14 protein-coding genes are annotated in these 23970 nt (G+C 58.5%); 9 read left to right on the plus strand and 5 right to left on the minus strand.

Features of this window, described 5'->3' with window-relative positions:
- Positions 1-4: 4 nt before the first annotated feature.
- Positions 5-1144, minus strand: coding sequence for a polysaccharide export protein (locus F3J31_RS04295; RefSeq protein ID WP_008499413.1), 1140 nt, complete (start codon positions 1142-1144; stop codon positions 5-7).
- Positions 1145-1828: 684 nt separating this feature from the next.
- Here F3J31_RS04295 and F3J31_RS04300 point away from each other — a divergent pair.
- Positions 1829-3412, plus strand: coding sequence for a TerC family protein (locus F3J31_RS04300; RefSeq protein WP_167211526.1), 1584 nt, complete (start codon positions 1829-1831; stop codon positions 3410-3412).
- 75 nt (positions 3413-3487) lie between these two features.
- Here F3J31_RS04300 and asmA read toward each other — a convergent pair whose 3' ends face one another.
- From asmA to udk, 3 genes are all read right to left on the minus strand, one after another.
- Positions 3488-5338 carry an outer membrane assembly protein AsmA gene (gene asmA / locus F3J31_RS04305; RefSeq protein ID WP_167211529.1) on the minus strand — a complete coding sequence of 617 codons (1851 nt, stop codon included), beginning with the start codon at positions 5336-5338 and terminating at the stop codon, positions 3488-3490.
- 22 nt (positions 5339-5360) lie between these two features.
- A complete protein-coding gene (gene dcd, locus F3J31_RS04310) occupies positions 5361-5942 on the minus strand; it encodes a dCTP deaminase (protein ID WP_024908111.1) in 582 nt (193 codons plus the stop codon).
- Between the two features lie 91 nt (positions 5943-6033).
- Positions 6034-6675: a uridine kinase gene (gene udk, locus F3J31_RS04315; protein WP_008500855.1), complete on the minus strand. Its 642-nt coding sequence runs from the start codon at positions 6673-6675 to the stop codon at positions 6034-6036.
- Between the two features lie 343 nt (positions 6676-7018).
- Between udk and F3J31_RS04320 the strand changes: the two genes are divergently transcribed.
- Positions 7019-10348: a diguanylate cyclase gene (locus tag F3J31_RS04320; protein ID WP_167211532.1), complete on the plus strand. Its 3330-nt coding sequence runs from the start codon at positions 7019-7021 to the stop codon at positions 10346-10348.
- On the opposite strand, the gene alkA is transcribed toward F3J31_RS04320, so the two are convergent.
- Positions 10307-11185, minus strand: coding sequence for a DNA-3-methyladenine glycosylase 2 (gene alkA / locus F3J31_RS04325; protein ID WP_167212034.1), 879 nt, complete (start codon positions 11183-11185; stop codon positions 10307-10309). The genes F3J31_RS04320 and alkA overlap by 42 nt on opposite strands.
- Positions 11186-11315: 130 nt before the next feature.
- Between alkA and yegD the strand changes: the two genes are divergently transcribed.
- The 7 genes from yegD to baeR all read left to right on the plus strand — a co-directional run bounded on the left by yegD (position 11316) and on the right by baeR (position 23886).
- Positions 11316-12668, plus strand: a complete 1353-nt coding sequence (gene yegD / locus F3J31_RS04330; RefSeq protein ID WP_045418599.1) for a molecular chaperone — start codon at positions 11316-11318, stop codon at positions 12666-12668.
- Between the two features lie 280 nt (positions 12669-12948).
- Complete coding sequence (locus F3J31_RS04335; protein ID WP_048028298.1) at positions 12949-14151, plus strand: MdtA/MuxA family multidrug efflux RND transporter periplasmic adaptor subunit; 1203 nt, start codon at positions 12949-12951, stop codon at positions 14149-14151.
- A complete protein-coding gene (locus tag F3J31_RS04340; RefSeq protein ID WP_048028296.1) occupies positions 14151-17273 on the plus strand; it encodes an MdtB/MuxB family multidrug efflux RND transporter permease subunit in 3123 nt (1040 codons plus the stop codon). Before F3J31_RS04335 ends, F3J31_RS04340 begins: the two co-directional genes overlap by 1 nt.
- The gene (mdtC, locus tag F3J31_RS04345; protein WP_167211535.1) at positions 17274-20351 is read left to right on the plus strand and encodes a multidrug efflux RND transporter permease subunit MdtC; all 3078 of its coding nucleotides are present in this window, start codon (positions 17274-17276) and stop codon (positions 20349-20351) included.
- Complete coding sequence (locus F3J31_RS04350) at positions 20352-21767, plus strand: MFS transporter (RefSeq protein ID WP_167211538.1); 1416 nt, start codon at positions 20352-20354, stop codon at positions 21765-21767.
- Positions 21764-23167 carry a two-component system sensor histidine kinase BaeS gene (baeS, locus tag F3J31_RS04355; RefSeq protein WP_039025016.1) on the plus strand — a complete coding sequence of 468 codons (1404 nt, stop codon included), beginning with the start codon at positions 21764-21766 and terminating at the stop codon, positions 23165-23167. Before F3J31_RS04350 ends, baeS begins: the two co-directional genes overlap by 4 nt.
- Positions 23164-23886: a two-component system response regulator BaeR gene (baeR, locus tag F3J31_RS04360; RefSeq protein ID WP_024908120.1), complete on the plus strand. Its 723-nt coding sequence runs from the start codon at positions 23164-23166 to the stop codon at positions 23884-23886. Before baeS ends, baeR begins: the two co-directional genes overlap by 4 nt.
- Positions 23887-23970 lie beyond the last annotated feature (84 nt).

The raw sequence follows: 23970 nt of genomic DNA on the forward strand, positions 1-23970 counted from the left end.
CGGATTACCAGGTATGAATGTCGCGCGCCGTATCCGTCATGTAGCGAACGCCACTGATGGTTGGCAGCAACTGGTTGATCAGACGGTTCCAGCGGGCAACCGGTGCGGTAGTGACATACACCACATCGTATGGCTGGAGACGGAACTCCGTCGCCATCACCAGAGAGGTCGCATCGGACATATCCAGCTGGTAGATGTTGGCAATCTTGCCTTTCGCGCTGCCCTCACCTTTCAGCGGACGGATCACGAAGATGCCGGTCGCGTTAGAGGTCGTCAGATCGATACCCTCAGCATTGCCCAGCGCTTCGGTCAGCGTCATACCGCTGAAGTCCATCTTGAGGGTGCTTTGTTTCTTCACTTCACCCATCACGAAGACTTTGAGATCGTCATTGCGTGGTACATAGAGGATGTCGCCCGGGTAAAGCAGGCGGTTCTGGGTCAGATCGCCGTTTTGCATCAGCGCCTGAAGCGAAATGCGCTGCTCCTTCCCGTTGTGGGTCAGCACCACGTTGCGCCAGTCGGCGCCGTCGGTTAACCCGCCCGCGGCGTTAATGGCATCCAGCACGGTCAGAGGAACGTTGGTGATAGCCTGCTGACCGGATTTGTTCACCTGGCCGGAGATGTAGGCTTTTTGCGAGCGGAATGCGGCGATATTAACGTCCACCTGCGGGTCGGCGATGTACTGCGCTAAGCGGCCGGTAATATCACTACGGATCTCGGCAAGCGTTTTCCCTGCCACATGGACTTTACCAATGTAGGGATAGAACATGGTGCCATCTGACTGCACCCAGTTACCGGTGTCGCTTGAGCTACGGTACTGGCCCGCTGGCGTGGTCAGTTCGGGGTGGTCCCAGACGGTCACGTTAATGACGTCTCCAGGCCCTACGCGATACTGGTAGGACGCAATTTCCTGGTCCAGTGACATATTCGGCTGGGCAACGTTTGGACGTGGGCGTAATTGTTCGACCAGACGAGGCGTAAGTGGATAAACATTCACCATTTTGTCGAGATCAAAATCGGCATCCTGTTGCTTGATCACATCCTTGCCCATTGTTGACATATTGCTGCCGGGAAAGACAGTGCAACCGCTCATCAAGGTCACAGACACCAATAATGGCATCAATTTCATTTTGGAGTTCATCATTGATTATTTATCACTTTGGCAGAGTAATTATCCTGTGCAATTTAAATACGTGTGAATCTAAAATGCATTAAGAATGTAGCTAATTAAATAAAAATATAACTAGCATCATTCCTAAAAAAAACGTTATTTGGCCAGTCACTGTTGACAACGGAATCATGGCTCATCCACACACATCCAGGCACGCTACCGCCCTTGGCTTCCAGCTACCAATACGCTATAACACGATGAATTGCAGGCAAAAAATCGCCAGATTTTTTGCATTTGAAATAAATGGAGCATTCATAATACGCAGGCACTATTTCGTTAGTCGCTCAAAAAAAAACAACAACCAGTAACAGAAGATATCCTTTTTCAGGCTAATAATCTTGTAACAGCTAATCCCAAAACAGGCAAGAAAACGGGTTCCGAACACCAAATTTTAAGAATTTGTTTAGAAAAGCAGTTTATTTTTAAGAATTTCTTTATATTGACAGCGTTATCATTGAACATCTTTTAATGCGATATTTCTTAATTTTGTTATTTCAGATAAATACAGACTTTCTTGATGAATTAGACTTATTATTCCCGGTATTATTAATTTAATGATTATTGAGAGAAATCTCATACTGACATTGCAATTTCCCCCAGCTTTATCCATGATCGAATTGTGTCATTCGTCATGTTACAGAAGGTATTGCTACTACTATGGAATGGATTGCCGATCCCTCAATCTGGGCCGGGCTGGTTACGCTGGTCGTCATCGAGCTGGTGCTCGGGATTGATAATCTGGTTTTTATCGCCATCCTCGCTGAAAAACTGCCCCCTTCCCAGCGCGATCGCGCGCGCGTAACGGGGCTGCTGCTGGCGATGGTCATGCGGTTACTGCTGCTGGCCTCTATTTCCTGGCTGGTCACGCTCACTCAGCCTCTGTTCTCCATCCACGGTCTGAGCTTTAGCGCCCGCGATCTGATCATGCTTTTCGGCGGCCTGTTCCTGCTGTTCAAAGCCACCGTGGAGCTCAACGAGCGGCTGGAAGGCAAAGACAGTGAGAACCCGACCCAGCGCCGCGGGGCAAAATTCTGGCCGGTAGTCGCGCAAATCGTGGTGCTGGATGCGGTCTTCTCCCTGGACTCGGTGATCACCGCCGTCGGGATGGTGGACCATCTTGCGGTGATGATGGCCGCGGTCATTATTGCCATCACGCTGATGGTTATGGCCAGCAAGGCACTGACCCGTTTTGTGAACAGTCACCCCACCATCGTGATCCTCTGTCTGAGCTTCCTGCTGATGATTGGCTTTAGCCTGGTGGCCGACGGTTTTGGCTTCCATATTCCGAAAGGCTACCTGTATGCCGCCATCGGGTTCTCCGTCATGATTGAAGCGCTTAACCAGCTTGCGATATTCAACCGCCGCCGCTTCCTTTCCGCAAATCAGACGCTGCGTCAGCGTACGGCCGACACGGTCATGCGGCTGTTAAGCGGTAAGAAAGAGGATGCGGAGCTGGACGCCGAATCCTCCGCAATGCTGGCCGACCACAGTGACGGGCAGATCTTTGACCCGCAGGAACGACGAATGATTGAGCGGGTGCTCAATCTTAACCAGCGTACGGTCAGCAGCATTATGACGTCGCGGCATGATATAGAGCACATTGACCTGACGGCCCCGGAAGCGCACATTCGCGCCCTGCTGGATAAAAACCAGCACACACGCGTGGTGGTGACCGGCGGGGAAGCGGAAGAGGAGCTGCTGGGCGTGGTGCACGTCATTGACCTGCTCCAGCAGCAGCTTCACGGCGAGCCGCTCAATCTCCGCGTCCTGGTTCGCCAGCCGCTGGTCTTCCCGGAGGGGCTGCCGTTACTTTCCGCCCTTGAGCAGTTCCGTAACGCGCGGACCCACTTTGCCTTTGTGGTGGATGAGTTTGGTTCGGTGGAAGGACTGGTCACGCTCAGCGACGTCATGGAAACCATTGCCGGTAATCTGCCAAACGAGGTGGATGAGATTGATGCCCGCCACGACATTCAGAAAAACGCCGATGGCTCGTGGACGGCAAACGGCCATATGCCGCTGGAAGATCTGGTGCAATATGTGCCGCTGCCGCTGGATGAAAAGCGGGAATATCACACCATTGCCGGTCTGCTGATGGAGTATCTGCAGCGTATCCCGAAGCCGGGGGAAGAGGTTCAGGTAGGCGACTATCTGCTTAAAACGCTACAAATTGAAAACCATCGCGTGCAGAAAGTTCAGCTGATACCGCTGCGGGATGAGGAAGAGCTGGATTTTGAGGTGTAAAAAAGCCGGGTGGCGCAACGGCGTCAGGCTTTTGTAGGCCGGGTAAGGCGAAGCCGCCACCCGGCGCAACAGGCATCACAGTTTATCCAGCAACTTCTTCACATCCTTGCCGTCCTGCGAATCTTTATTACGATCCGCCCAGCCGCTCAGCCGACGTTTCGCTTCATCCTGCAGATGCTTGCGCAGGATCTGATCCACCTGGAGGCTATAATTCAGAGCCTGCCATTTGCCGTATACGCTCAATGGGACCGGCGTCTCTTTCAGGAAGTCGATGAGCTTACTTTCTCCCTGCCAGCCGGAAAGTACCCGCACGTTAAAGCGCGTGTCCGCCGTCTCTTTGACCAGATCCAGCTTACCTTCGCCCGTCAATGATAAGAGTGAAGAGGTACCCTGCATTCCGTCGAGAGAGAGTTGTCCGTTGTCCAGCGTCAGGTCCGTGGTGAAGCTGTCGAGTCGCGTGGCGCTGTCGTAGTTCTCCTGGGCTTTCACATCGCTGCTGCGCTCTACCGCCTGCTGCACCAGCTGCTGGAAGTTGAGCCCTTCCATACGGGAGTTTTTCAGATCAAGATGCGCCTGTCCCTGCCACTCGCGGCGGAAAGCCTCGGCATCAATTTTCGTGCCGGAGAAGTCCCCCGCCAGCGTCAACTGCCCCGTCAGGGATATCGGGTAGTTAAACGCGTTCAGGATGGTTCCTATCTCAACGTTATCGAGACGCGGCTGGAATTCGGCGCTGGCAACGTCTTTACGGACATCCAGCGTGCCGGGCAGCGAGAGGTGCCCTGCGCCCATCTTGCCGCTCAGTTCGGAGATCACCAGCAAACCGTTATGGTTAAACATCTGGCTGCTCACGTCGGTAAAGTCCATGCCGCGCCAGCGCAGGCTAGTGGCTTTAAGCAGAATATCCGCCGTGAATCCGCGCAGGGCGTTATAGTCAGGCTGATCGAGATTCGACGAAATAACCGGGCGTGATACCGCTGCCTGGCTTTGCCCCGTCTGCGCTGCATTGATGTCCGTGGCGCTGGCTGGCAGAGGCGGCAACAGATTTTCAAGGTTGAGCTTGTCAAACTGCAGATTCAGCACCCACTTCGGCTTTTCTTCGAGCGTGACGCTGGCCTGCCCTTTCAGGCTACTGTCATTTGCCTGCAGGTTGAGGTTATCCAGCTCCAGCTGTTTTTGTTCCTCGCGCCACACGGCCTGCAGCGTCCCCTGCCCGGCGATCCCCTGGGTAGGAAGATCGGCCCCCGTCAGCTGCCAGTCAAGCTGCTGAATGTCGGCGGTGAGCTGGTGCGGATAGTCTGACGCGTTAACGCTGGCATTCAGCGACAGGGTCAGATCGCGCTGATCGCGGTTCACGCGCCCGCTGAATTCCACCGACGCAATATGGTGTGCATCCTGTTCCATCTGCAGGTTAATGTTGCGAACGGTGACCTGCTCTTCGTGCTCATGCTGGAAAACCAGTACGCTATCGGCCACTTTCAGTTTGCCAATATCAAAGGACCAGCCTGTATCAGACGGCTCATCAGGCAGGGTATTTTCGCGCGGTGCCACCGGCGCGTTAGCATCACGCACGGCCTCGGTTTGCGGGGTGAGCTGAATCACCGCGCCTTTCAGCATCACCTGATTCACCTGCAACTGATGGGAAATGAGCGGGATCAGCGCCACATCAAGGCGCATGTTGTCTGCGGAAACCAGCGGCTGGGATGCCCCCGGCGCCGTGAGCGACATGCGGCCAGAGAGAATACTGAGCTGCGGCCAGACGTGCCAGCGCAGCGGCCCATCAAGCTTCAGTTGATAACCACTGCGTGCCTCGACCTGCCGCACCATGTAAGCGCGGAAGTCATTGGGGTTAACCAGCAGAACCAACGCCGAAAGGCCAGCCACCAGCACCACCAGCAAAATCATCAGCGTTGTCAGAACTCTTCTCATGGCATCCTCAATGGACTAACGATCAGTCTTTATCAATACGGCTGGCAACCGCACCCTGCTGGTCGCGATATTTTGCGTCCTGGCGGCGGTTATACGGCCTGTCTGCCGGGCCTGACAGCGGTTCAAAACTCAACGCGCCGATCATCATGCCCGGACGAAGCGCCAGCGGCAATTTACCGGCATTGAAGAATTCCAGCACGATACGTCCTGACCAGCCTGGATCGATACGGTGCGCGGTCACGTGTACCATCAGCCCCAGTCGCGCCAGCGAAGAGCGGCCATCAAGCCAGCCGACGAGGTCCGCAGGCAGGGTAACGGATTCAAATGTGACCGCCAGCGCCAGTTCACCCGGATGCAGATAAAAGGCTTCGCCGTCGTCGATAACGATTTCATCACTCATCACGCGATCGAGCGCGGCGCTGACTTCGTCCTTCGGACCGCTGAGGTCGATGAACGGTGCGGTATGGCCGCTAAAGGTGCGGAATTTATTCCCCAACCGGACATCAACGGTCACCCCATTGATACGCTCAACAGGTGGACGCGGGGTAATAGACAAACGGCCTTCATCCAGCCAGGCTTCTATATCGCGATCACAAAGACGCACGCCTCTTTCTCCTTTCATGCAACGTACCCTGAGTCGGTAAGCGCTCAGGGTAAAACCAGGTTATCTCTGAACGGTACACAATTCACGCGGCTTATTCAAAAAACTGGCTGATTTTCGCTTTTAAGATATCAATCGCAATGCGGTTTTTACCCCCGCGCGGCACGATAATATCGGCGTATTGTTTGGAAGGTTCAATAAACTGCAGGAACATTGGGCGGACCGTTTTCTGGTATTGCGCCATCACGGAGTCCATTGAACGGCCGCGTTCATTAACGTCACGCTTGATGCGGCGCATCAGGCAGATATCCAGCGGGGTATCGACGAAAATCGAGAAGTTCATGGATTCACGCAGGCGGGCATCGGTCAGCAGCAGAATGCCTTCAAGGATAATGACCTTTTTCGGCTCGATGCGGATCGTTTCCTGGGTGCGGGTATGTTCGACATAACTGTAAACGGGCAGTTCAATCGCCTGGCCGCTCTTAAGCGCTTCTAAATGCTGGAACAGCAGGCTGTGATCCATTGCATTGGGGTGGTCATAGTTCGTTTTAACGCGCTCTTCCATCGACAGATGGGATTGATCTTTGTAATAGCTGTCTTCGGGAATGACGCCGATATGCTCATCACCTACTTGTTCACGCAGTTCGCGATAAAGCGTACTGGCAATTAGACTTTTACCTGAAGCCGATGCGCCGGCGATGCCTATAATGACGCACTGATGAGACTTATCAGTCATAAATTTAGCGACCTGATTAACCTGGATGTTAAGGAAGGACGACGCCGGAGCGTCAAACGCGGCAATTATAGGGATTTCGCGGGCGTGATACCAGTCGAATGCACAGGTTCTGCGAGACTGGCCGAAAAGTGACAACTTATTCCCTGAATGAAATTTAAATGACCATTTTTTCACCGTTTCACCGTTTTTTTTAACGGAGTAAGTATTTAATAAGTCTGTGGTGTCAAATTCTGAGCGGTCACCATATGAATTGTAAATTGTTTGTACTAGCATAAACCAAATTATCAAATTCACGCGTTCGGACATCTTCCCTGACGGCATGGCGTCTCTGGATAAAGCGGTAATGAATAAACAATACCAGCGGGTTTTGGTGACTACCCCACATCCTTTAACACGACTTGTCTGTCTGGGCCTGGTCACCTTTATCTTTACCTTATTTTCGCTGGAACTCACCCGTTTCGGCACCCTGCTGGCTCCGCTCTGGTTCCCCACCGCCATTATGATGGTGGCGTTTTACCGCCATGCCGGAAAAATGTGGCCGGGCATTGCCCTGGCCTGCTCGTTCGGCAATGTTCTGGCCTCGTGGATGCTGTTCTCCTGGGGATCGGTCAGCCTCATCTATCCTTCGATCAACGTCATTGAGGCCGCTATCGGTGCGCTGTTTCTGCGCAAATGGCTCCCATGGTACAACCCGCTGCAGAATCTGAACGACTGGATCCGCGTGGCCATCGGCAGCGCGCTGGTGCCTCCGCTGGTGGGCGGTATTCTGGTGACCCTGCTGGCCCCCGGCCCAGAGCCACTGCGTAATTTCTTCGTCTGGGTATTGTCAGAAGCGATTGGCGCACTGGCGCTGGTGCCGCTAGGGCTGTTGTTTAAGCCGCATTATCTGCTGCGCCACCGCGATCCGCGGTTGCTGCTGGAAACGCTGACCACGCTGGCCGTGACGTTAGCCCTCAGTTGGGCAGCCATCACCTGGCTGCCGTGGCCCTTCACCTGCGTGATCGTTCTGCTGATGTGGAGCGCTGTGCGCCTGCCGAGGATGGAAGCGTTCATGGTGTTTCTGGTCACCGTAATGGTTGTGTCGCTGATGATTGCCCAGAACCCTCTGGCGCTGACCACCCAGCACGCCGGGCCGATGCTGAACGCCCCCTGGCTGCCGTTCCTGATGCTGCTCCTGCCCGCTAACGTGATGACCATGGTGATGTACGCCTTCCGCGCCGAGCGCAAACACATCACCGAAAGCGAAGAGCGTTTTCGTAACGCAATGGAATATTCTGCCATCGGTATGGCGCTGGTCAGCATCGAAGGAAAATGGCTTCAGGCGAACAAGGCACTGTGCAATTTCCTCGGCTACAGCCAGACGGAGCTCCAGTCGCTGACCTTCCAGCAGCTTACCTGGCCAGAAGATCTGAATACCGACCTGGAGCAGCTCGAACAGCTCATTAACGGCGACATCAATACCTATACCCTCGAGAAGCGCTATTACACGCGCGACGGGGAAGTGGTCTGGGCGCTTCTTGCCGTCTCCGTGGTGCGCCATGCCGACGGCTCGCCGCTCTATTTTATCGCCCAGATTGAAGACATTAACGACCTGAAGCAGACCGAGTGGGTCAATAAACGCCTGATGGAGCGCATCACCCTGGCAAACGAAGCAGGGGGCATCGGCATCTGGGAGTGGGATCTGGAACCCGACGTTATCAGCTGGGATAAGCGGATGTTTGAGCTGTATGAAATTCCGCCGCACATCAAGCCCACCTGGCAGCTCTGGCACGACACGATGCTGCCGGAAGATCGCGCCCACGCAGAGAAGGTACTGCGGGACTCTCTGATTTCCCGTCTGCCGTTTAAGCTGGAATTCCGCATTCGCGTGAAGGAAGGCGTGCGTCATATTCGCTCCCTGGCGAACCGGGTGCTCAATAAGCAGGGTGAAGTCGAACGGCTGCTCGGTATCAACATGGACATGACCGAGGTTAAGCAGCTTAACGAGGCGCTTTTCCAGGAAAAAGAGCGTCTGCACATTACCCTCGACTCCATCGGTGAAGCAGTGCTGTGCACCGATATCAACATGAACGTCACCTTTATGAACCCGGTCGCCGAGAAAATGAGCGGCTGGCTGCAGACCGAAGCTATTGGTCAGCCGATCCTGAAGGTATTACACATCACCTTTGGTGAAAAAGGGCCGCTGATGGAAAATATTCACAGCGGCGATATGTCCCGTTCCGATATCGATCAGGACGTGGTGCTGAACTGCCGTACCGGCGGCAATTTTGATATCCACTACAGCATTACGCCGCTCAGCACGCTGGATGGACAGAATATCGGCTCGGTGATCGTGATTCAGGACGTGACCGAGTCGCGCAAAATGCTGCGCCAGCTGAGCTACAGCGCTTCCCACGATGCCCTGACCCATCTTGCAAATCGGGTCAGCTTCGAAAACCATCTCAAACGGCTCCTGCAGACCGTTCGCGAAACGCGTCAGCGTCATGCCCTGGTGTTTATCGACCTCGATCGCTTCAAAGCCGTCAATGACACGGCTGGCCACGCAGCGGGCGATGCCCTGCTGCGGGAACTGGCTTCCCTGATGTTAACCATGCTCCGCTCCAGCGACGTGCTGGCGCGTCTGGGCGGGGACGAGTTCGGGTTACTGTTACCGGACTGCAACCTGGAAAGCGCGCGCTATATCGCCGGTCGTCTGATTCATGCCATCAACGACTATCACTTTATGTGGGAAGGCCGCCTGCACCGGATCGGCGCCAGCGCCGGCATCACGCTGATTGATGAAAATAATCATCAGGCGTCGGAGATCATGTCACAGGCGGACATTGCCTGTTACGCCTCAAAAAACAGCGGACGTGGCATGGTGACAGTGTATGAACCCCAGCAGGAGCGGGATCACCACACGCGCAGCATGATGTCGCTTGATGAACAGTGGCACATGATTAAAGACAATCATCTGATGATGATTGCCCGCAGCGTCGCCTCACCGCGCATCCCTGAGAGCAGTAATTTCTGGCTGCTGTCGTTACGCCTGTGGACCAGCCAGGGCGAAGTTCAGGAAGAGCATGCCTTCCGCTCGGGCCTGGCGGAGCCAGAGCTTCTGCACGCCCTCGACAGGCGAATCTTTAGCGAGTTTTTCCGCACCTCAGCCGCCCAGATCGCCAGTAAAGGCATGGGTGTGGCGCTGCCGCTCTCGGAGGCCGGTTTAGCCAGCGTGACGCTGGTGGATGAACTGCTCGACCTGCTGGATAAAAGCCCGATGCCGGGCCGTCTGCTGCATCTGGTTATCTCTGCCGATGTGGTGTGCAATCCGGATAAGAACCTGCATCGGGGTCTGCAAAAGCTCCGTCAGGCGGGCTGCCGCGTGATCTTCAGCCAGGTGGGACGCGATATGAACGTCTTTACCCACCTGACCGCGAACATGGCCGACTATCTGATGCTGGATGCGGAGGTGGTAACCAACGTGTACGGCAATCTGATGGATGAGATGATGGTGACCATTGTTCAGGGCCACGCCCAGCGTCTGGGAATGAAAACCATTGCAGGCCCCTGTAACCAGCCCATCATGATGGATACGCTCTCCGGTATCGGCATCGATTTTATCTTTGGTGACACCATCGCCGAGCCGCAGCCATTAGATCTTCTGCTCAACACCAGTTATTTCGCGATCAACTGACGGTGTCCAGCCTTCGGTATACCAGATATGCAACAGCGCGTAGGAGCGCCACGGCTTCCAGCGTTCGGCATAGCGACGAATTTGCGCGGGCGTCATTCCGGCGAAGCGTTGTTTAATCAGGTAATCATCCGGCAGAAACACATCTTTCGCCTGCCAGCCGCGCAGGGCCAGATAATTTGCCGTCCAGCGCCCTATCCCCGGCCGCTGCTGTAGCGCCTTCATCCCCTCTTCTATATTCGCGGGCGGGAAAAGCGGAAATGTTCCGTCGATAACCGACTGCGCCAGATGAATCAGCGACTCCGCGCGCTTTACCGGCATGCCCAACGCTTTCAGCGCCAGCGGGTCCACTGCCGCCAGCGCCTGCGGCGTGGGGAAGCAGAGATAGCCCGGGCAATCCGCCACGGGTTCACCGCATAACGCCACCACGCGTGACGCCAGCTTCGCCGCCATCGCCACGCTCACCAGTTGTCCGAGAATCGCCCGGACGCCCTGCTCATACGCATCCATCGCTCCCGGCAAACGTAAGCCCGGCCTTGCAGCACCGAGATCGCCCAGCGTCTCCGCGATATGCTGCGGATTGCAGGCAAGATCGAACAGGCGTTCGATGCGCTCAAGGCACGGCTGCGCAACCGGAATTAACCCCGGGCTGAGGGTCACGGTCAGCGTGTGTGTTGCGATATCCGGCGTCACGCGGAAAATCCCCTGATGTCCCTCGCAGGCAAAACTGCGCTCGTAGTAGTCGTGCGTGACGGTTTCAATGCCCGTCACCGCACGCGCGCCAAGAAAGCCAAACATCCACTGCCAGTCGTAAGGGGGAAGCCAGTTCAGGGTGTACATCATCTCTCCTTTTGGGTTCTTCACAGCATAAACGGAAAGGTCCTGTTTCGCCTTGCTTTCATATTCCTGTTGTCGCCATGCGGACATTTCGTTAAAGTCTCGCCCCTTCTCACCGGCATGGGGATTCATCGTGTTTATTGGATTTGACTACGGTACGGCAAACTGCTCGGTTGCGATTATGCAAAACGGGCAGCCACGGCTCCTGAAAATGGAAAAAGAGAGCACGCTACTGCCGTCAATGCTCTGCGCACCGACGCGTGAAGCGGTGAGCGAATGGCTGTTTCGCCACCATCAGGTTCCAGCTTCGGCGGCGGAAACCCAGGCGCTGCTGCGCCGTGCCGTCAGCTTCAACCGCGAGGAAGATATCGACGTTACGCCGTCCAGCGTGCAGTTCGGCCTTTCCTCGCTCGGACACTACATTGAAGACCCCGAAGAGGTCTATTTCGTTAAGTCGCCAAAATCCTTCCTCGGCGCCAGCGGCCTGAAGCCGCAGCAGGTCGCGCTGTTCGAAGACCTGGTGTGTGCGATGATGCTGCACATCCGCAACCAGGCGCAGACGCAGGTCCCAGAGGCGATTACCCAGGCGGTGATTGGCCGACCAATTAACTTCCAGGGGCTGGGCGGCGACGAGGCCAACCAGCAGGCGCAGGGGATCCTGGAACGCGCGGCGCACCGGGCAGGCTTCCGCGACGTGGTATTCCAGTACGAGCCGGTTGCGGCGGGGCTGGATTTTGAAGCCACGCTGTCGGAAGAGAAGCGCGTATTGGTCGTGGACATCGGCGGGGGCACCACCGACTGCTCGCTGCTGCTGATGGGCCCCCAGTGGCATAACCGGCGCGATCGTGAAAACAGCCTGCTGGGGCACAGCGGCTGCCGCGTAGGCGGGAACGATCTTGACATCGCCCTGGCATTCAAAAGCCTGATGCCGCTGCTCGGCATGGGCGGGCAAACGGAAAAAGGCATCGCGCTGCCGATCCTGCCGTGGTGGAACGCGATTGCCATCAACGACGTGCCGGCACAGAGTGATTTTTACAGCACCGCCAACGGCCGCTTCCTTAACGATCTGGTGCGTGATGCCCAGGATGGCGAAAAAGTCGCCCTGCTCTATAAAGTGTGGCGCCAGCGTCTGAGCTACCGCGTGGTGCGAACGGCGGAAGAGAGCAAAATCGCCCTTTCCGACCGCGCTGAGCATGCGGTCTCCCTGCCGTTTATCAGTGACGAACTGGCCACCGCCATTTCGCAGGACGGGCTGGAGACGGCGCTTGCCCAGCCGCTACAGCGCATTCTGGAACAGGTGCAGCTCGCGCTGGAGAACGGCAAAGAGAAGCCGGACGTGATTTACCTGACCGGCGGTAGCGCCCGTTCGCCGCTAATCAAGAAAGCGCTGGCCGAACAGCTGCCGGGTATTCCGATTGCAGGTGGCGATGACTTTGGTTCCGTTACCGCTGGTCTGGCACGCTGGGCGCAGGTGATGTTTAGTTAGTGCGGTTGTGCCGGGTGGCGGCTTCGCCTTACCCGGCCTACAAAACGTGTGTTGTTGTGGTGCGGTCTGGTGCCCTCTCCCACAAAACACCAAAAACGGCAACTTCCGTTGCCGTTCGCATTTACCTTGTAGGCCGGGTAAGCGAAGCGCCACCCGGCTAAAAAGAGCACCACACTCAGACCATTCCTGACAGTCTTCCATATTTCCTCCATTTTTCCGCTGTGTTGCCTGACTAAACTAGTATCATTCCCCGAAGTATTCAGGATGAGAACGTATAACGATGAAAGGCAGTAACAAATCCCGCTGGGCAATCGCCGCTGGCATCATTGTGGTGGCCCTTGCCGCCGCCTGGTACTGGCACAGCCAATCCGCGAACTCCGCCGCACCCGCCGGTGCCACCAGCCAGGCTCAGCGCCCCACGGGCGGAGGGCGTCATGGAATGCGCGGCGGCGCCCTGGCGCCGGTTCAGGCGGCGACGGCGGTGAATAAAGCCGTTCCTCGCTATCTCACAGGTCTCGGGACCATTACCGCCGCCAACACCGCCACGGTGCGCAGCCGCGTCGACGGCCAGCTCATCGCGATCCACTTCCAGGAAGGTCAGCAGGTTAAGGCTGGTGACCTGTTGGCGGAAATCGACCCGAGCCAGTTTAAGGTCGCCCTCGCCCAGGCGCAGGGACAGCTTGCGAAAGACAACGCGACCCTCGCCAACGCCCGGCGCGATTTAGCCCGCTACCAGCAGCTGGTGAAAACCAACCTCGTTTCTCGTCAGGAGCTGGATACCCAGCAGTCGCTGGTCAGCGAAACGCAGGGCACCATTAAAGCCGACGAAGCCGCCGTGGCCAGCGCCCAGCTGCAGCTGGACTGGAGCCGCATCACCGCGCCGATTGACGGACGCGTCGGCCTGAAGCAGGTCGATATCGGCAACCAAATCTCCAGCGGCGACACCACGGGCATCGTGGTGATCACCCAGACCCACCCGATTGATTTAGTCTTTACCCTGCCGGAAAGCGATATCGCGACCGTCATGCAGGCGCAAAAAGCCGGTAAAGGCCTGGTAGTGGAAGCCTGGGACCGCACCAACAAGCAGAAACTGAGTGAAGGGTCCCTGCTCAGTCTGGATAACCAGATCGACACCACCACCGGCACCATCAAGCTGAAGGCGCGCTTTAATAACCAGGACGATGCCCTCTTCCCGAACCAGTTCGTCAATGCGCGCATGCTGGTCGCGACCGAAGAGAACGCGGTGGTGATCCCCACCGCTGCACTGCAGATGGGTAATGAAGGTAACTTTGTCTGGGTGCTTAACAGCGACAATAAAGTCAGCAAGCATCTCGTAAAAACCGGAATTCAGGACAGCCAGACGGTGGTCATCAGCGCCGGGCTTTCCGCAGGCGACCGCGTGGTCACCGACGGCATTGACCGTCTGACCGAAGGGGCCAAAGTGGAAGTGGTTGAACCTGCGAAACAGGGAGCGACCTCCTGATGCAGGTGCTGCCGCCGGGCTCTACAGGTGGGCCTTCACGCCTGTTTATCCTCCGTCCTGTCGCCACCACGTTGCTGATGGTGGCGATCCTGCTCGCCGGGATTATCGGCTATCGCTTCCTGCCCGTCTCGGCGCTGCCGGAGGTGGATTATCCAACCATTCAGGTTGTCACTCTCTATCCCGGGGCCAGCCCGGACGTAGTGACGTCCGCCATTACCGCCCCGCTGGAGCGCCAGTTCGGCCAGATGTCGGGGCTAAAACAGATGTCCTCCCAGAGTTCTGGCGGGGCATCCGTCGTGACGCTGCAGTTCCAGCTGACGCTGTCACTGGACGTCGCCGAGCAGGAGGTGCAGGCTGCCATCAACGCCGCTACCAACCTGCTGCCGTCAGACCTGCCTAACCCACCGGTCTACAGCAAGGTGAACCCGGCAGATCCGCCGATCATGACGCTTGCCGTCACCTCCTCCGCGATGCCGATGACCCAGGTAGAAGACATGGTCGAAACGCGCGTGGCGCAGAAAATTTCACAGGTGTCCGGCGTTGGCCTCGTCACCCTGGCGGGCGGACAGCGCCCGGCGGTGCGCGTCAAGCTGAACGCGCAGGCCATCGCCGCGCTGGGACTCACCAGCGAAACCATTCGCAGCGCCATCAGCAACGCGAACGTCAACTCGGCGAAGGGCTCGCTGGACGGCCCAACCCGCGCCGTGACGCTCTCCGCCAACGACCAGATGCAGTCCGCCGACGAATATCGTCAGCTAATTATCGCCTACCAGAACGGCGCGCCAGTGCGTCTGGGCGACGTGGCGACCGTAGAACAAGGCGCGGAGAACAGCTGGCTGGGAGCCTGGGCCAACAAACAGCAGGCGATCGTGATGAACGTGCAGCGCCAGCCGGGTGCCAACATCATCGAAACCGCCGACAGCATCCGCACCATGCTGCCGCAGCTGATCGAAAGCCTGCCGAAGTCAGTCAGCGTGAAGGTGCTTTCCGACCGTACCACCAACATTCGCGCGTCGGTCACCGACACCCAGTTTGAGCTAATGCTGGCGATTGCACTGGTGGTGATGATCATTTATCTGTTCCTGCGCAACGTTCCGGCGACCATTATTCCCGCCGTCGCCGTACCGCTCTCGCTGGTCGGCACCTTTGCGGTGATGGTGTTCCTCGATTTTTCGATCAACAACCTGACGCTGATGGCGCTCACCATCGCCACCGGGTTCGTGGTGGATGACGCTATCGTCGTTATTGAGAACATCTCGCGCTATATCGAGAAAGGCGAAAAACCGCTGGCCGCCGCGCTGAAAGGCGCGGGCGAGATCGGCTTTACCATTATCTCGCTGACCTTCTCCCTGATTGCGGTGCTGATCCCGCTGCTGTTTATGGGCGATATCGTCGGTCGTCTTTTCCGCGAGTTTGCCGTCACGCTGGCGGTCGCCATTCTGATCTCCGCGGTGGTATCGCTGACCCTGACGCCGATGATGTGCGCCCGCATGCTGAGCCACGAGTCACTGCGCAAGCAAAACCGCTTCTCGCGCGCCTCCGAGCGCATGTTCGAGCGCATTATTGCCGCCTACGGTCGAGTGCTGGCGAAAGTCCTCAACCACCCGTGGGCGACGCTCGGCGTGGCGCTCGGCACGCTGGCGCTCAGCGTGATGCTGTGGATTTTCATTCCGAAAGGCTTCTTCCCCATCCAGGACAACGGCATTATTCAGGGCACGCTTCAGGCCCCGCAGTCGGTCTCCTTCGCCAATATGGCCCAGCGCCAGCAGCAGGTGTCTGAGATTGTTATGAAAGATCCGGCGGTCGAGAGCCTGACCTCCTACGTCGGCGTCGACGGCACCAACCCGTCGCTCAACAGCGCGCGTCTGCAGATCAACCTTAAGCCGCTGGATGAGCGCGACGATCGCGTCAACGCCGTCATTGAGCGGCTGCAAAACGCCGTGGCCCGCGTGCCGGGCGTTGAGCTTTACCTGCAGCCGATTCAGGATTTGACCATCGATACCCAGGTCAGCCGCACGCAGTACCAGTTCACGCTGCAGGCCACCTCGCTGGACGCGCTCAGCACCTGGGTGCCGCAGCTGGTGGATAAACTCAAAACCCTGCCGCAGCTCTCGGACGTCAGCAGCGACTGGCAGGACAAGGGCCTGGCGGCGTATGTGAACGTCAACCGCGACGCCGCCAGCCGTCTGGGTATTACCATGGCGGACGTGGATAACGCCCTGTATAACGCGTTTGGGCAGCGCCTGATTTCCACCATCTACACCCAGGCGAACCAGTACCGCGTGGTGCTGGAGCACAACACCGAAAATACGCCCGGCCTGGCGGGGCTGGACTCGGTGCGCCTGACCAGCAAAGACGGCGGCATTGTGCCGCTGAGCGCTATCGCCACGGTGGAAGAACGCTATACCCCCCTGTCGATTAACCATCTGGATCAGTTCCCGTCCACCACCATCTCCTTTAACGTGCCGGACAATTACTCTCTGGGTGAAGCGGTGGAGGCCATTCAGGCGGCGGAAAAAGCGGTAAGCTTCCCGTCCGACATTCAGACCCAGTTCCAGGGCAGCACCCTGGCGTTTCAGGCCGCGCTGGGCAACACCATCTGGTTGATCGTCGCGGCTGTCGTGGCGATGTACATCGTGCTCGGCGTGCTGTACGAAAGCTTTATCCACCCGATCACCATCCTCTCTACCCTGCCGACGGCGGGCGTGGGGGCACTGCTGGCATTAATGCTGGCGGGCAGCGAGCTGGACGTGATTGCCATCATCGGCATTATCCTGCTCATCGGGATCGTGAAGAAAAACGCCATCATGATGATCGACTTTGCCCTGGCCGCCGAGCGCGAGCAGGGCATGTCGCCGCGCGATGCCATCTTCCAGGCCTGCCTGCTGCGTTTTCGTCCCATCCTGATGACCACGCTGGCCGCCCTGCTGGGCGCGCTGCCGCTGATGCTGAGCACCGGCGTCGGCGCGGAGCTGCGCCGTCCGCTGGGTATTGGCATGGTCGGCGGTCTGCTGGTGAGCCAGGTGCTGACGCTGTTCACCACGCCGGTGATCTACCTGCTGTTTGACCGCCTGGCGCTGTGGACCAAAAGCCGCTTCCCGAAACGTGAAGAGGAGGCATAAGTGAAGTTTTTCGCCCTCTTCATTTATCGCCCGGTGGCGACGATTTTAATCTCGCTCGCCATTACCCTCTGCGGCGTTCTGGGTTTCCGGCTGCTGCCGGTGGCGCCGCTGCCGCAGGTGGATTTCCCGGTGATCATGGTCAGCGCCTCGCTGCCGGGCGCCTCGCCGGAAACCATGGCCTCGTCCGTTGCCACGCCGCTGGAGCGTTCGCTCGGGCGGATTGCGGGGGTCAACGAGATGACCTCCAGCAGCTCGCTGGGCAGCACGCGCATTATTCTGGAGTTCAGCTTCGACCGGGATATCAACGGCGCGGCGCGCGACGTGCAGGCGGCCATCAACGCCGCACAGAGCCTGCTGCCGAGCGGGATGCCGAGCCGCCCGACCTACCGCAAGGCCAACCCGTCCGACGCGCCGATCATGATACTGACGCTGACTTCGGATACGTACTCGCAGGGGCAGCTGTACGATTTTGCGTCTACCCAGTTGGCGCAGACAATCTCACAAATTAACGGCGTCGGCGACGTGAGCGTCGGTGGGAGTTCCCTGCCCGCCGTGCGCGTGGGGTTAAACCCGCAGGCGTTATTCAACCAGGGCGTGTCGCTGGACGACGTGCGCTCCGCCATCAGCAACGCCAACGTGCGTAAACCGCAGGGGGCGATTGAGGATAACAGCCACCGCTGGCAGATCCACACCAACGACGAGCTCAAAACCGCGGCGGAATATCAACCGCTCATCATCCACTATAACAACGGCGCGGCGGTGCGATTAAGCGACGTGGCCAGCGTCACCGACTCGGTGCAGGACGTGCGCAACGCCGGGATGACCAACGCCAAACCGGCGATTCTGCTGATGATCCGCAAGCTGCCGGAGGCCAACATTATTGAGACGGTGAACAGCATTCGCGCCCGTCTTCCGGACCTGCAGGAGACCATCCCGGCAGCAATCGATCTGCAAATTGCCCAGGATCGCTCCCCGACCATTCGCGCCTCGCTTGAAGAGGTGGAGCAAACGCTGGTGATCTCCGTCGCGCTGGTGATCCTGGTGGTCTTCCTGTTCCTGCGCTCTGGCCGCGCGACGCTGATCCCAGCGGTGGCCGTGCCGGTCTCGCTGATCGGTACCTTTGCCGCCATGTATCTGTGCGGGTTTAGCCTCAACAACCTGTCGCTGATGGCTCTGACGATTGCGACGGGCTTCGTGGTGGATGACGCCATCGTGGTGCTGGAGAACATTTCCCGCCATCTGGAAGCGGGCGTGAAGCCGCTGCAGGCTGCGTTGCAGGGCACGCGCGAGGTGGGGTTTACGGTGCTCTCCATGAGCCTGTCGCTGGTGGCGGTGTTCCTGCCGCTGCTGCTGATGGGCGGGCTGCCGGGCCGGTTGCTGCGCGAGTTTGCCGTCACCCTCTCCGTCGCGATCGGCATTTCGCTGGCGATCTCCCTAACGCTGACGCCAATGATGTGCGGCTGGATGCTCAAGCGCAGCAAACCGCACTCGCAGCCGCGCCGCAAAGGCTTTGGCCGTTTCCTGATGGCAATGCAGGAAGGCTACGGAAAATCGCTGAAGTGGGTGCTGAACCATACCCGTCTGGTCGGCCTGGTGCTAATAGGCACCATCGTGCTCAACGTGTGGATGTATATCACCATCCCGAAAACTTTCTTCCCGGAGCAGGACACCGGCGTGCTGATGGGCGGCATTCAGGCGGACCAGAGCATTTCGTTCCAGGCCATGCGCGGCAAGCTGCAGGACTTTATGAAGATCATTCGTGAAGACAAAGCCGTGGATAACGTGACCGGCTTTACCGGCGGATCACGCGTCAACAGCGGAATGATGTTTATTACCCTCAAACCGCGCGGCGAGCGCAACGAAACCGCCCAGCAGGTGATTGACCGCCTGCGGGTGAAGCTCGCCAAAGAGCCGGGGGCAAACCTGTTTTTGATGGCCGTTCAGGATATCCGCGTCGGCGGGCGACAGGCGAACGCCAGCTATCAGTACACATTACTCTCGGACGATTTGGCCGCCCTGCGCGAGTGGGAGCCGAAGATCCGCAAGGCGCTGGCCGCCCTTCCCCAACTGGCGGACGTAAACTCCGATCAGCAGGACAACGGCGCCGAGATGGCCCTGACCTACGACCGTGAAACCATGTCGCGGCTGGGCATCAACGTTGAAGCCGCCAATAGCCTGCTGAACAACGCCTTCGGCCAGCGCGAGATCTCCACCATCTACCAGCCGATGAACCAGTATAAGGTGGTGATGGAAGTTGACCCGCGCTACACCCAGGACATCAGCGCCCTGGACAAAATGTTTGTGATTAACAACGACGGCAAGGCGATTCCGCTCTCGTACTTTGCCAGCTGGCAGCCTGCCAACGCGCCGCTGTCGGTGAACCATCAGGGGCTGTCGGCGGCATCGACCATCTCCTTTAACCTGCCCGCCGGTTCGTCACTGTCTGAGGCCAGCGATGCAATCAACCGCGCGATGACCCAGCTTGGCGTGCCGTCCACCGTGCGCGGCAGCTTCGCCGGGACCGCGCAGGTATTCCAGGAGACGATGAACTCACAGGTGATTTTGATTCTGGCCGCCATCGCCACGGTCTATATTGTGCTGGGCGTGCTGTATGAGAGCTACGTGCACCCGCTGACCATCCTCTCGACGCTGCCGTCGGCGGGCGTGGGGGCACTGCTGGCGCTGGAGCTGTTCGGCGCGCCGTTCAGCCTTATCGCACTCATCGGGATCATGCTATTGATCGGTATCGTCAAGAAAAACGCCATCATGATGGTGGACTTCGCGCTGGACGCCCAGCGCAACGGCAACCTCTTGCCGGAAGAGGCCATCTTCCAGGCCTGCCTGCTGCGCTTCCGTCCGATCATGATGACCACCCTGGCGGCGCTGTTTGGCGCGCTGCCGCTGGTGATCTCGGGCGGCGACGGCTCAGAGCTGCGCCAGCCGCTGGGGATCACCATTGTCGGCGGCCTGGTGATGAGCCAGCTGCTGACGCTGTACACCACGCCGGTGGTCTATCTGTTCTTCGACCGCCTGCGGCTGCGCTTTTCGCGTAAAAACAGAACCACGGTGACTGAGTAGATGACAGATCTCCCCGCTAACGTTCGCTGGCAATTATGGATAGTCGCTTTCGGCTTCTTTATGCAGTCGCTGGATACGACCATCGTCAACACCGCCCTCCCCTCCATGGCGAAAAGCCTGGGGGAGAGCCCGCTGCATATGCACATGGTGATTGTCTCCTACGTGCTGACGGTTGCCGTGATGCTGCCCGCCAGCGGCTGGCTGGCCGATAAGGTCGGCGTGCGGAATATCTTTTTTACCGCCATCGTGCTGTTTACCACCGGCTCGCTGTTTTGCGCGCAGGCCAATACCCTCGACCAGCTTGTCATGGCGCGCGTGCTGCAGGGCATCGGCGGGGCGATGATGGTGCCCGTCGGGCGGTTAACGGTGATGAAGATTGTGCCGCGCGAGCAGTACATGGCGGCGATGACCTTTGTCACCCTGCCCGGTCAGGTGGGACCGCTGCTGGGCCCGGCGCTGGGCGGCATGCTGGTGGAGTACGCCTCCTGGCACTGGATCTTCTTAATCAACCTCCCGGTAGGCATCATCGGCGCGATTGCCACCCTGACGCTGATGCCGAACTACAAAATGCAGACCCGGCGCTTTGATTTCTTCGGTTTTATCCTGTTGGCCGCCGGTATGGCCACGCTCACCCTGGCGCTCGACGGGCAAAAAGGACTGGGGATTTCGCCCATGACGCTCGGGCTCCTGATCGCGCTCGGTGTTACCGCCATACTGTGGTATCTGTGGCACGCCAGAGGAAACGACAAGGCGCTGTTCAGCCTGGCGTTGTTTAAAAACCCCACTTACCGTCTGGGCCTGTCTGGCAGCTTTGCCGGACGCATCGGCAGCGGGATGCTGCCGTTTATGACGCCCGTTTTTCTGCAAATTGGCATGGGTTTTTCGCCATTCCACGCGGGCCTGATGATGATCCCGATGGTGCTCGGCAGCATGGGAATGAAGCGCATTGTGGTGCAGGTGGTGAACCGCTTTGGCTATCGACACGTGCTGGTGGCCGCCACGCTGGGGCTGGCGCTGGTCAGCCTGCTGTTTATGGCCGTGGCGCTGATGGGCTGGTACTACGTCCTGCCGCTGGTGCTGTTCTGCCAGGGGATCATCAACTCCATGCGCTTCTCGTCGATGAATACCCTCACGCTAAAAGACCTGCCGGACGATCTGGCGAGCAGCGGCAACAGCCTGCTGTCGATGGTGATGCAGCTCTCCATGAGCGTGGGCGTGACTATTGCGGGGTTACTGCTCGGCATGTACGGTCAGCACCACCTCAGCGTCGACACGCCGGTGGCGCATCAGGTCTTTATGTATACCTACCTCAGCATGGCGATCATCATCGCCCTGCCCGCTTTCATCTTCGCCCGGGTGCCGGATGATACCAGCAAGAACGTCGTGATTAGGCGCGGCAAAAGGAGTGGCTCATGAAATTCTGGCGTCCGGGTATTACCGGCAAGCTCTTTGTGGCGATCTTCGCCACCTGTATCGTCCTGCTGATCACCATGCACTGGGCGGTGCGGGTCAGCTTCGAGCGCGGCTTTATTGATTACATCAAGCATGGCAATGAGCAGCGTTTGCAGGGACTGAGCGATGCGCTGAGTGAACAGTACGCCCAGCACGGCAACTGGCGTTTTCTGCGCAACAATGATCGCTTTATTTTCCAGATCCTGCGCTCGCTGGAGCACGATACCGGCGACGATCGTCCGGGCCCGGGCATGCCGCCGCACGGCTGGCGCACCCAGTTCTGGGTAATCGACCAGGATATGCGCCCCCTGGTTGGCCCGCGCGCGCCGATACCGCCGGACGGCACCCGGCGGGCGATTAAAGTGAATAACGCCACCGTTGGCTGGGTTATCGCCTCCCCGGTGGAGCGCCTGACGCGCAACACCGACATCAACTTTGACCGCCAGCAGCGTCGCACAAGCTGGCTGATTGTCGCGCTCTCCACGCTGCTCGCCGCGCTCGCCACTTTCCCGCTGGCGCGCGGTCTGCTCGCCCCGGTGAAACGCCTGGTGGAAGGCACGCACAAGCTCGCCGCCGGGGATTTCACCACCCGCGTCGATACCCGCAGCCAGGACGAACTGGGCAAGCTGGCGCAGGACTTTAACCAGCTCGCCAGCACGCTTGAGAAAAACCAGCAGATGCGCCGCGACTTTATGGCCGATATTTCACACGAGCTGCGTACGCCGCTGGCGGTGCTGCGCGGCGAGCTCGAGGCCATTCAGGACGGCGTGCGCCAGTTTACGCCCGAATCGGTGGCTTCCCTGCAGGCGGAGGTGGGCACGCTCACCAAGCTGGTGGACGATCTCCACCAGCTCTCCATGTCCGACGAAGGCGCGCTGGCCTACCAGAAGGCGCCCGTAGACGTCATTAACGTGCTGGAGGTGGCGAGCGGCGCCTTCCGCGAACGCTTTGCCAGCCGCAACCTGAAAATCGACCTCTCCCTGCCGGACAGCGCGGTGGTGTTTGGCGACAAAGATCGGCTGATGCAGCTGTTCAACAACCTGCTGGAAAACAGCCTGCGCTATACCGACAGCGGCGGCGGGCTGCTGATTTCCGGCAGACAGGAAAACGGGCGCTTTGCCCTTACCTTCGCGGATTCCGCACCCGGCGTGCAGGACGCGCAGCTGGAAAAACTGTTTGAACGTTTTTACCGTACCGAAGGCTCCCGCAATCGCGCCAGCGGCGGATCCGGTCTGGGGCTGGCGATTTGCGTTAACATCGTCGAGGCGCATAATGGCACGATCCGCGCCGCCCATTCGCCTTTTGGCGGGGTAAGCATTACAGTAGAGTTACCTCTGGAACGGGATTTATCGAGAGAAGTATGACCGAGTTACCGATTGACGAAAACACGCCGCGCATTTTGATCGTCGAAGACGAACCCAAGCTGGGACAGCTGCTGATCGACTATTTACGCGCGGCCAGCTATGCCCCGTCACTGATAAGCCACGGCGACCAGGTGCTGCCTTACGTGCGCCAGACCCCGCCGGACCTGATCCTGCTTGATCTGATGCTTCCCGGGACCGATGGCCTGACCCTGTGCCGGGAAATTCGCCGCTTCTCCGACGTGCCGATCGTCATGGTCACCGCCAAAATTGAAGAGATTGACCGCCTGCTGGGGCTCGAAATCGGCGCGGACGACTACATCTGCAAGCCCTACAGTCCGCGCGAGGTGGTCGCCCGCGTGAAAACCATTCTGCGCCGCTGCAGGCCGCAGCGCGAGCTTCAGGTGCTGGACGCCGAAAGCCCGCTGATTGTCGACGAAAGCCGCTTTCAGGCGAGCTGGCGCAGCAAGCTGCTGGACCTGACCCCTGCGGAGTTCCGCCTGCTGAAAACCCTCTCCCACGAGCCGGGAAAAGTCTTCTCCCGCGAACAGTTGCTGAACCACCTGTACGACGATTACCGCGTGGTGACCGACCGCACCATCGACAGCCACATTAAAAACCTGCGCCGCAAGCTGGAGGCGCTGGACGCCGAGCAGTCGTTTATCCGCGCGGTGTATGGCGTGGGGTATCGCTGGGAAGCGGATGCGTGCAGGATAGCCTAGCCAGCAGAGGGTCAGCAGGCCGGGTAAGGCGAAGCCGCCGCCCGGCACAATAACTTTACCTCCCTGCCCCGCAGCGCTACAATG

This window comes from Enterobacter sp. Acro-832 (genome assembly GCF_011752745.1).
GTDB lineage: Bacteria > Pseudomonadota > Gammaproteobacteria > Enterobacterales > Enterobacteriaceae > Enterobacter > Enterobacter quasiroggenkampii.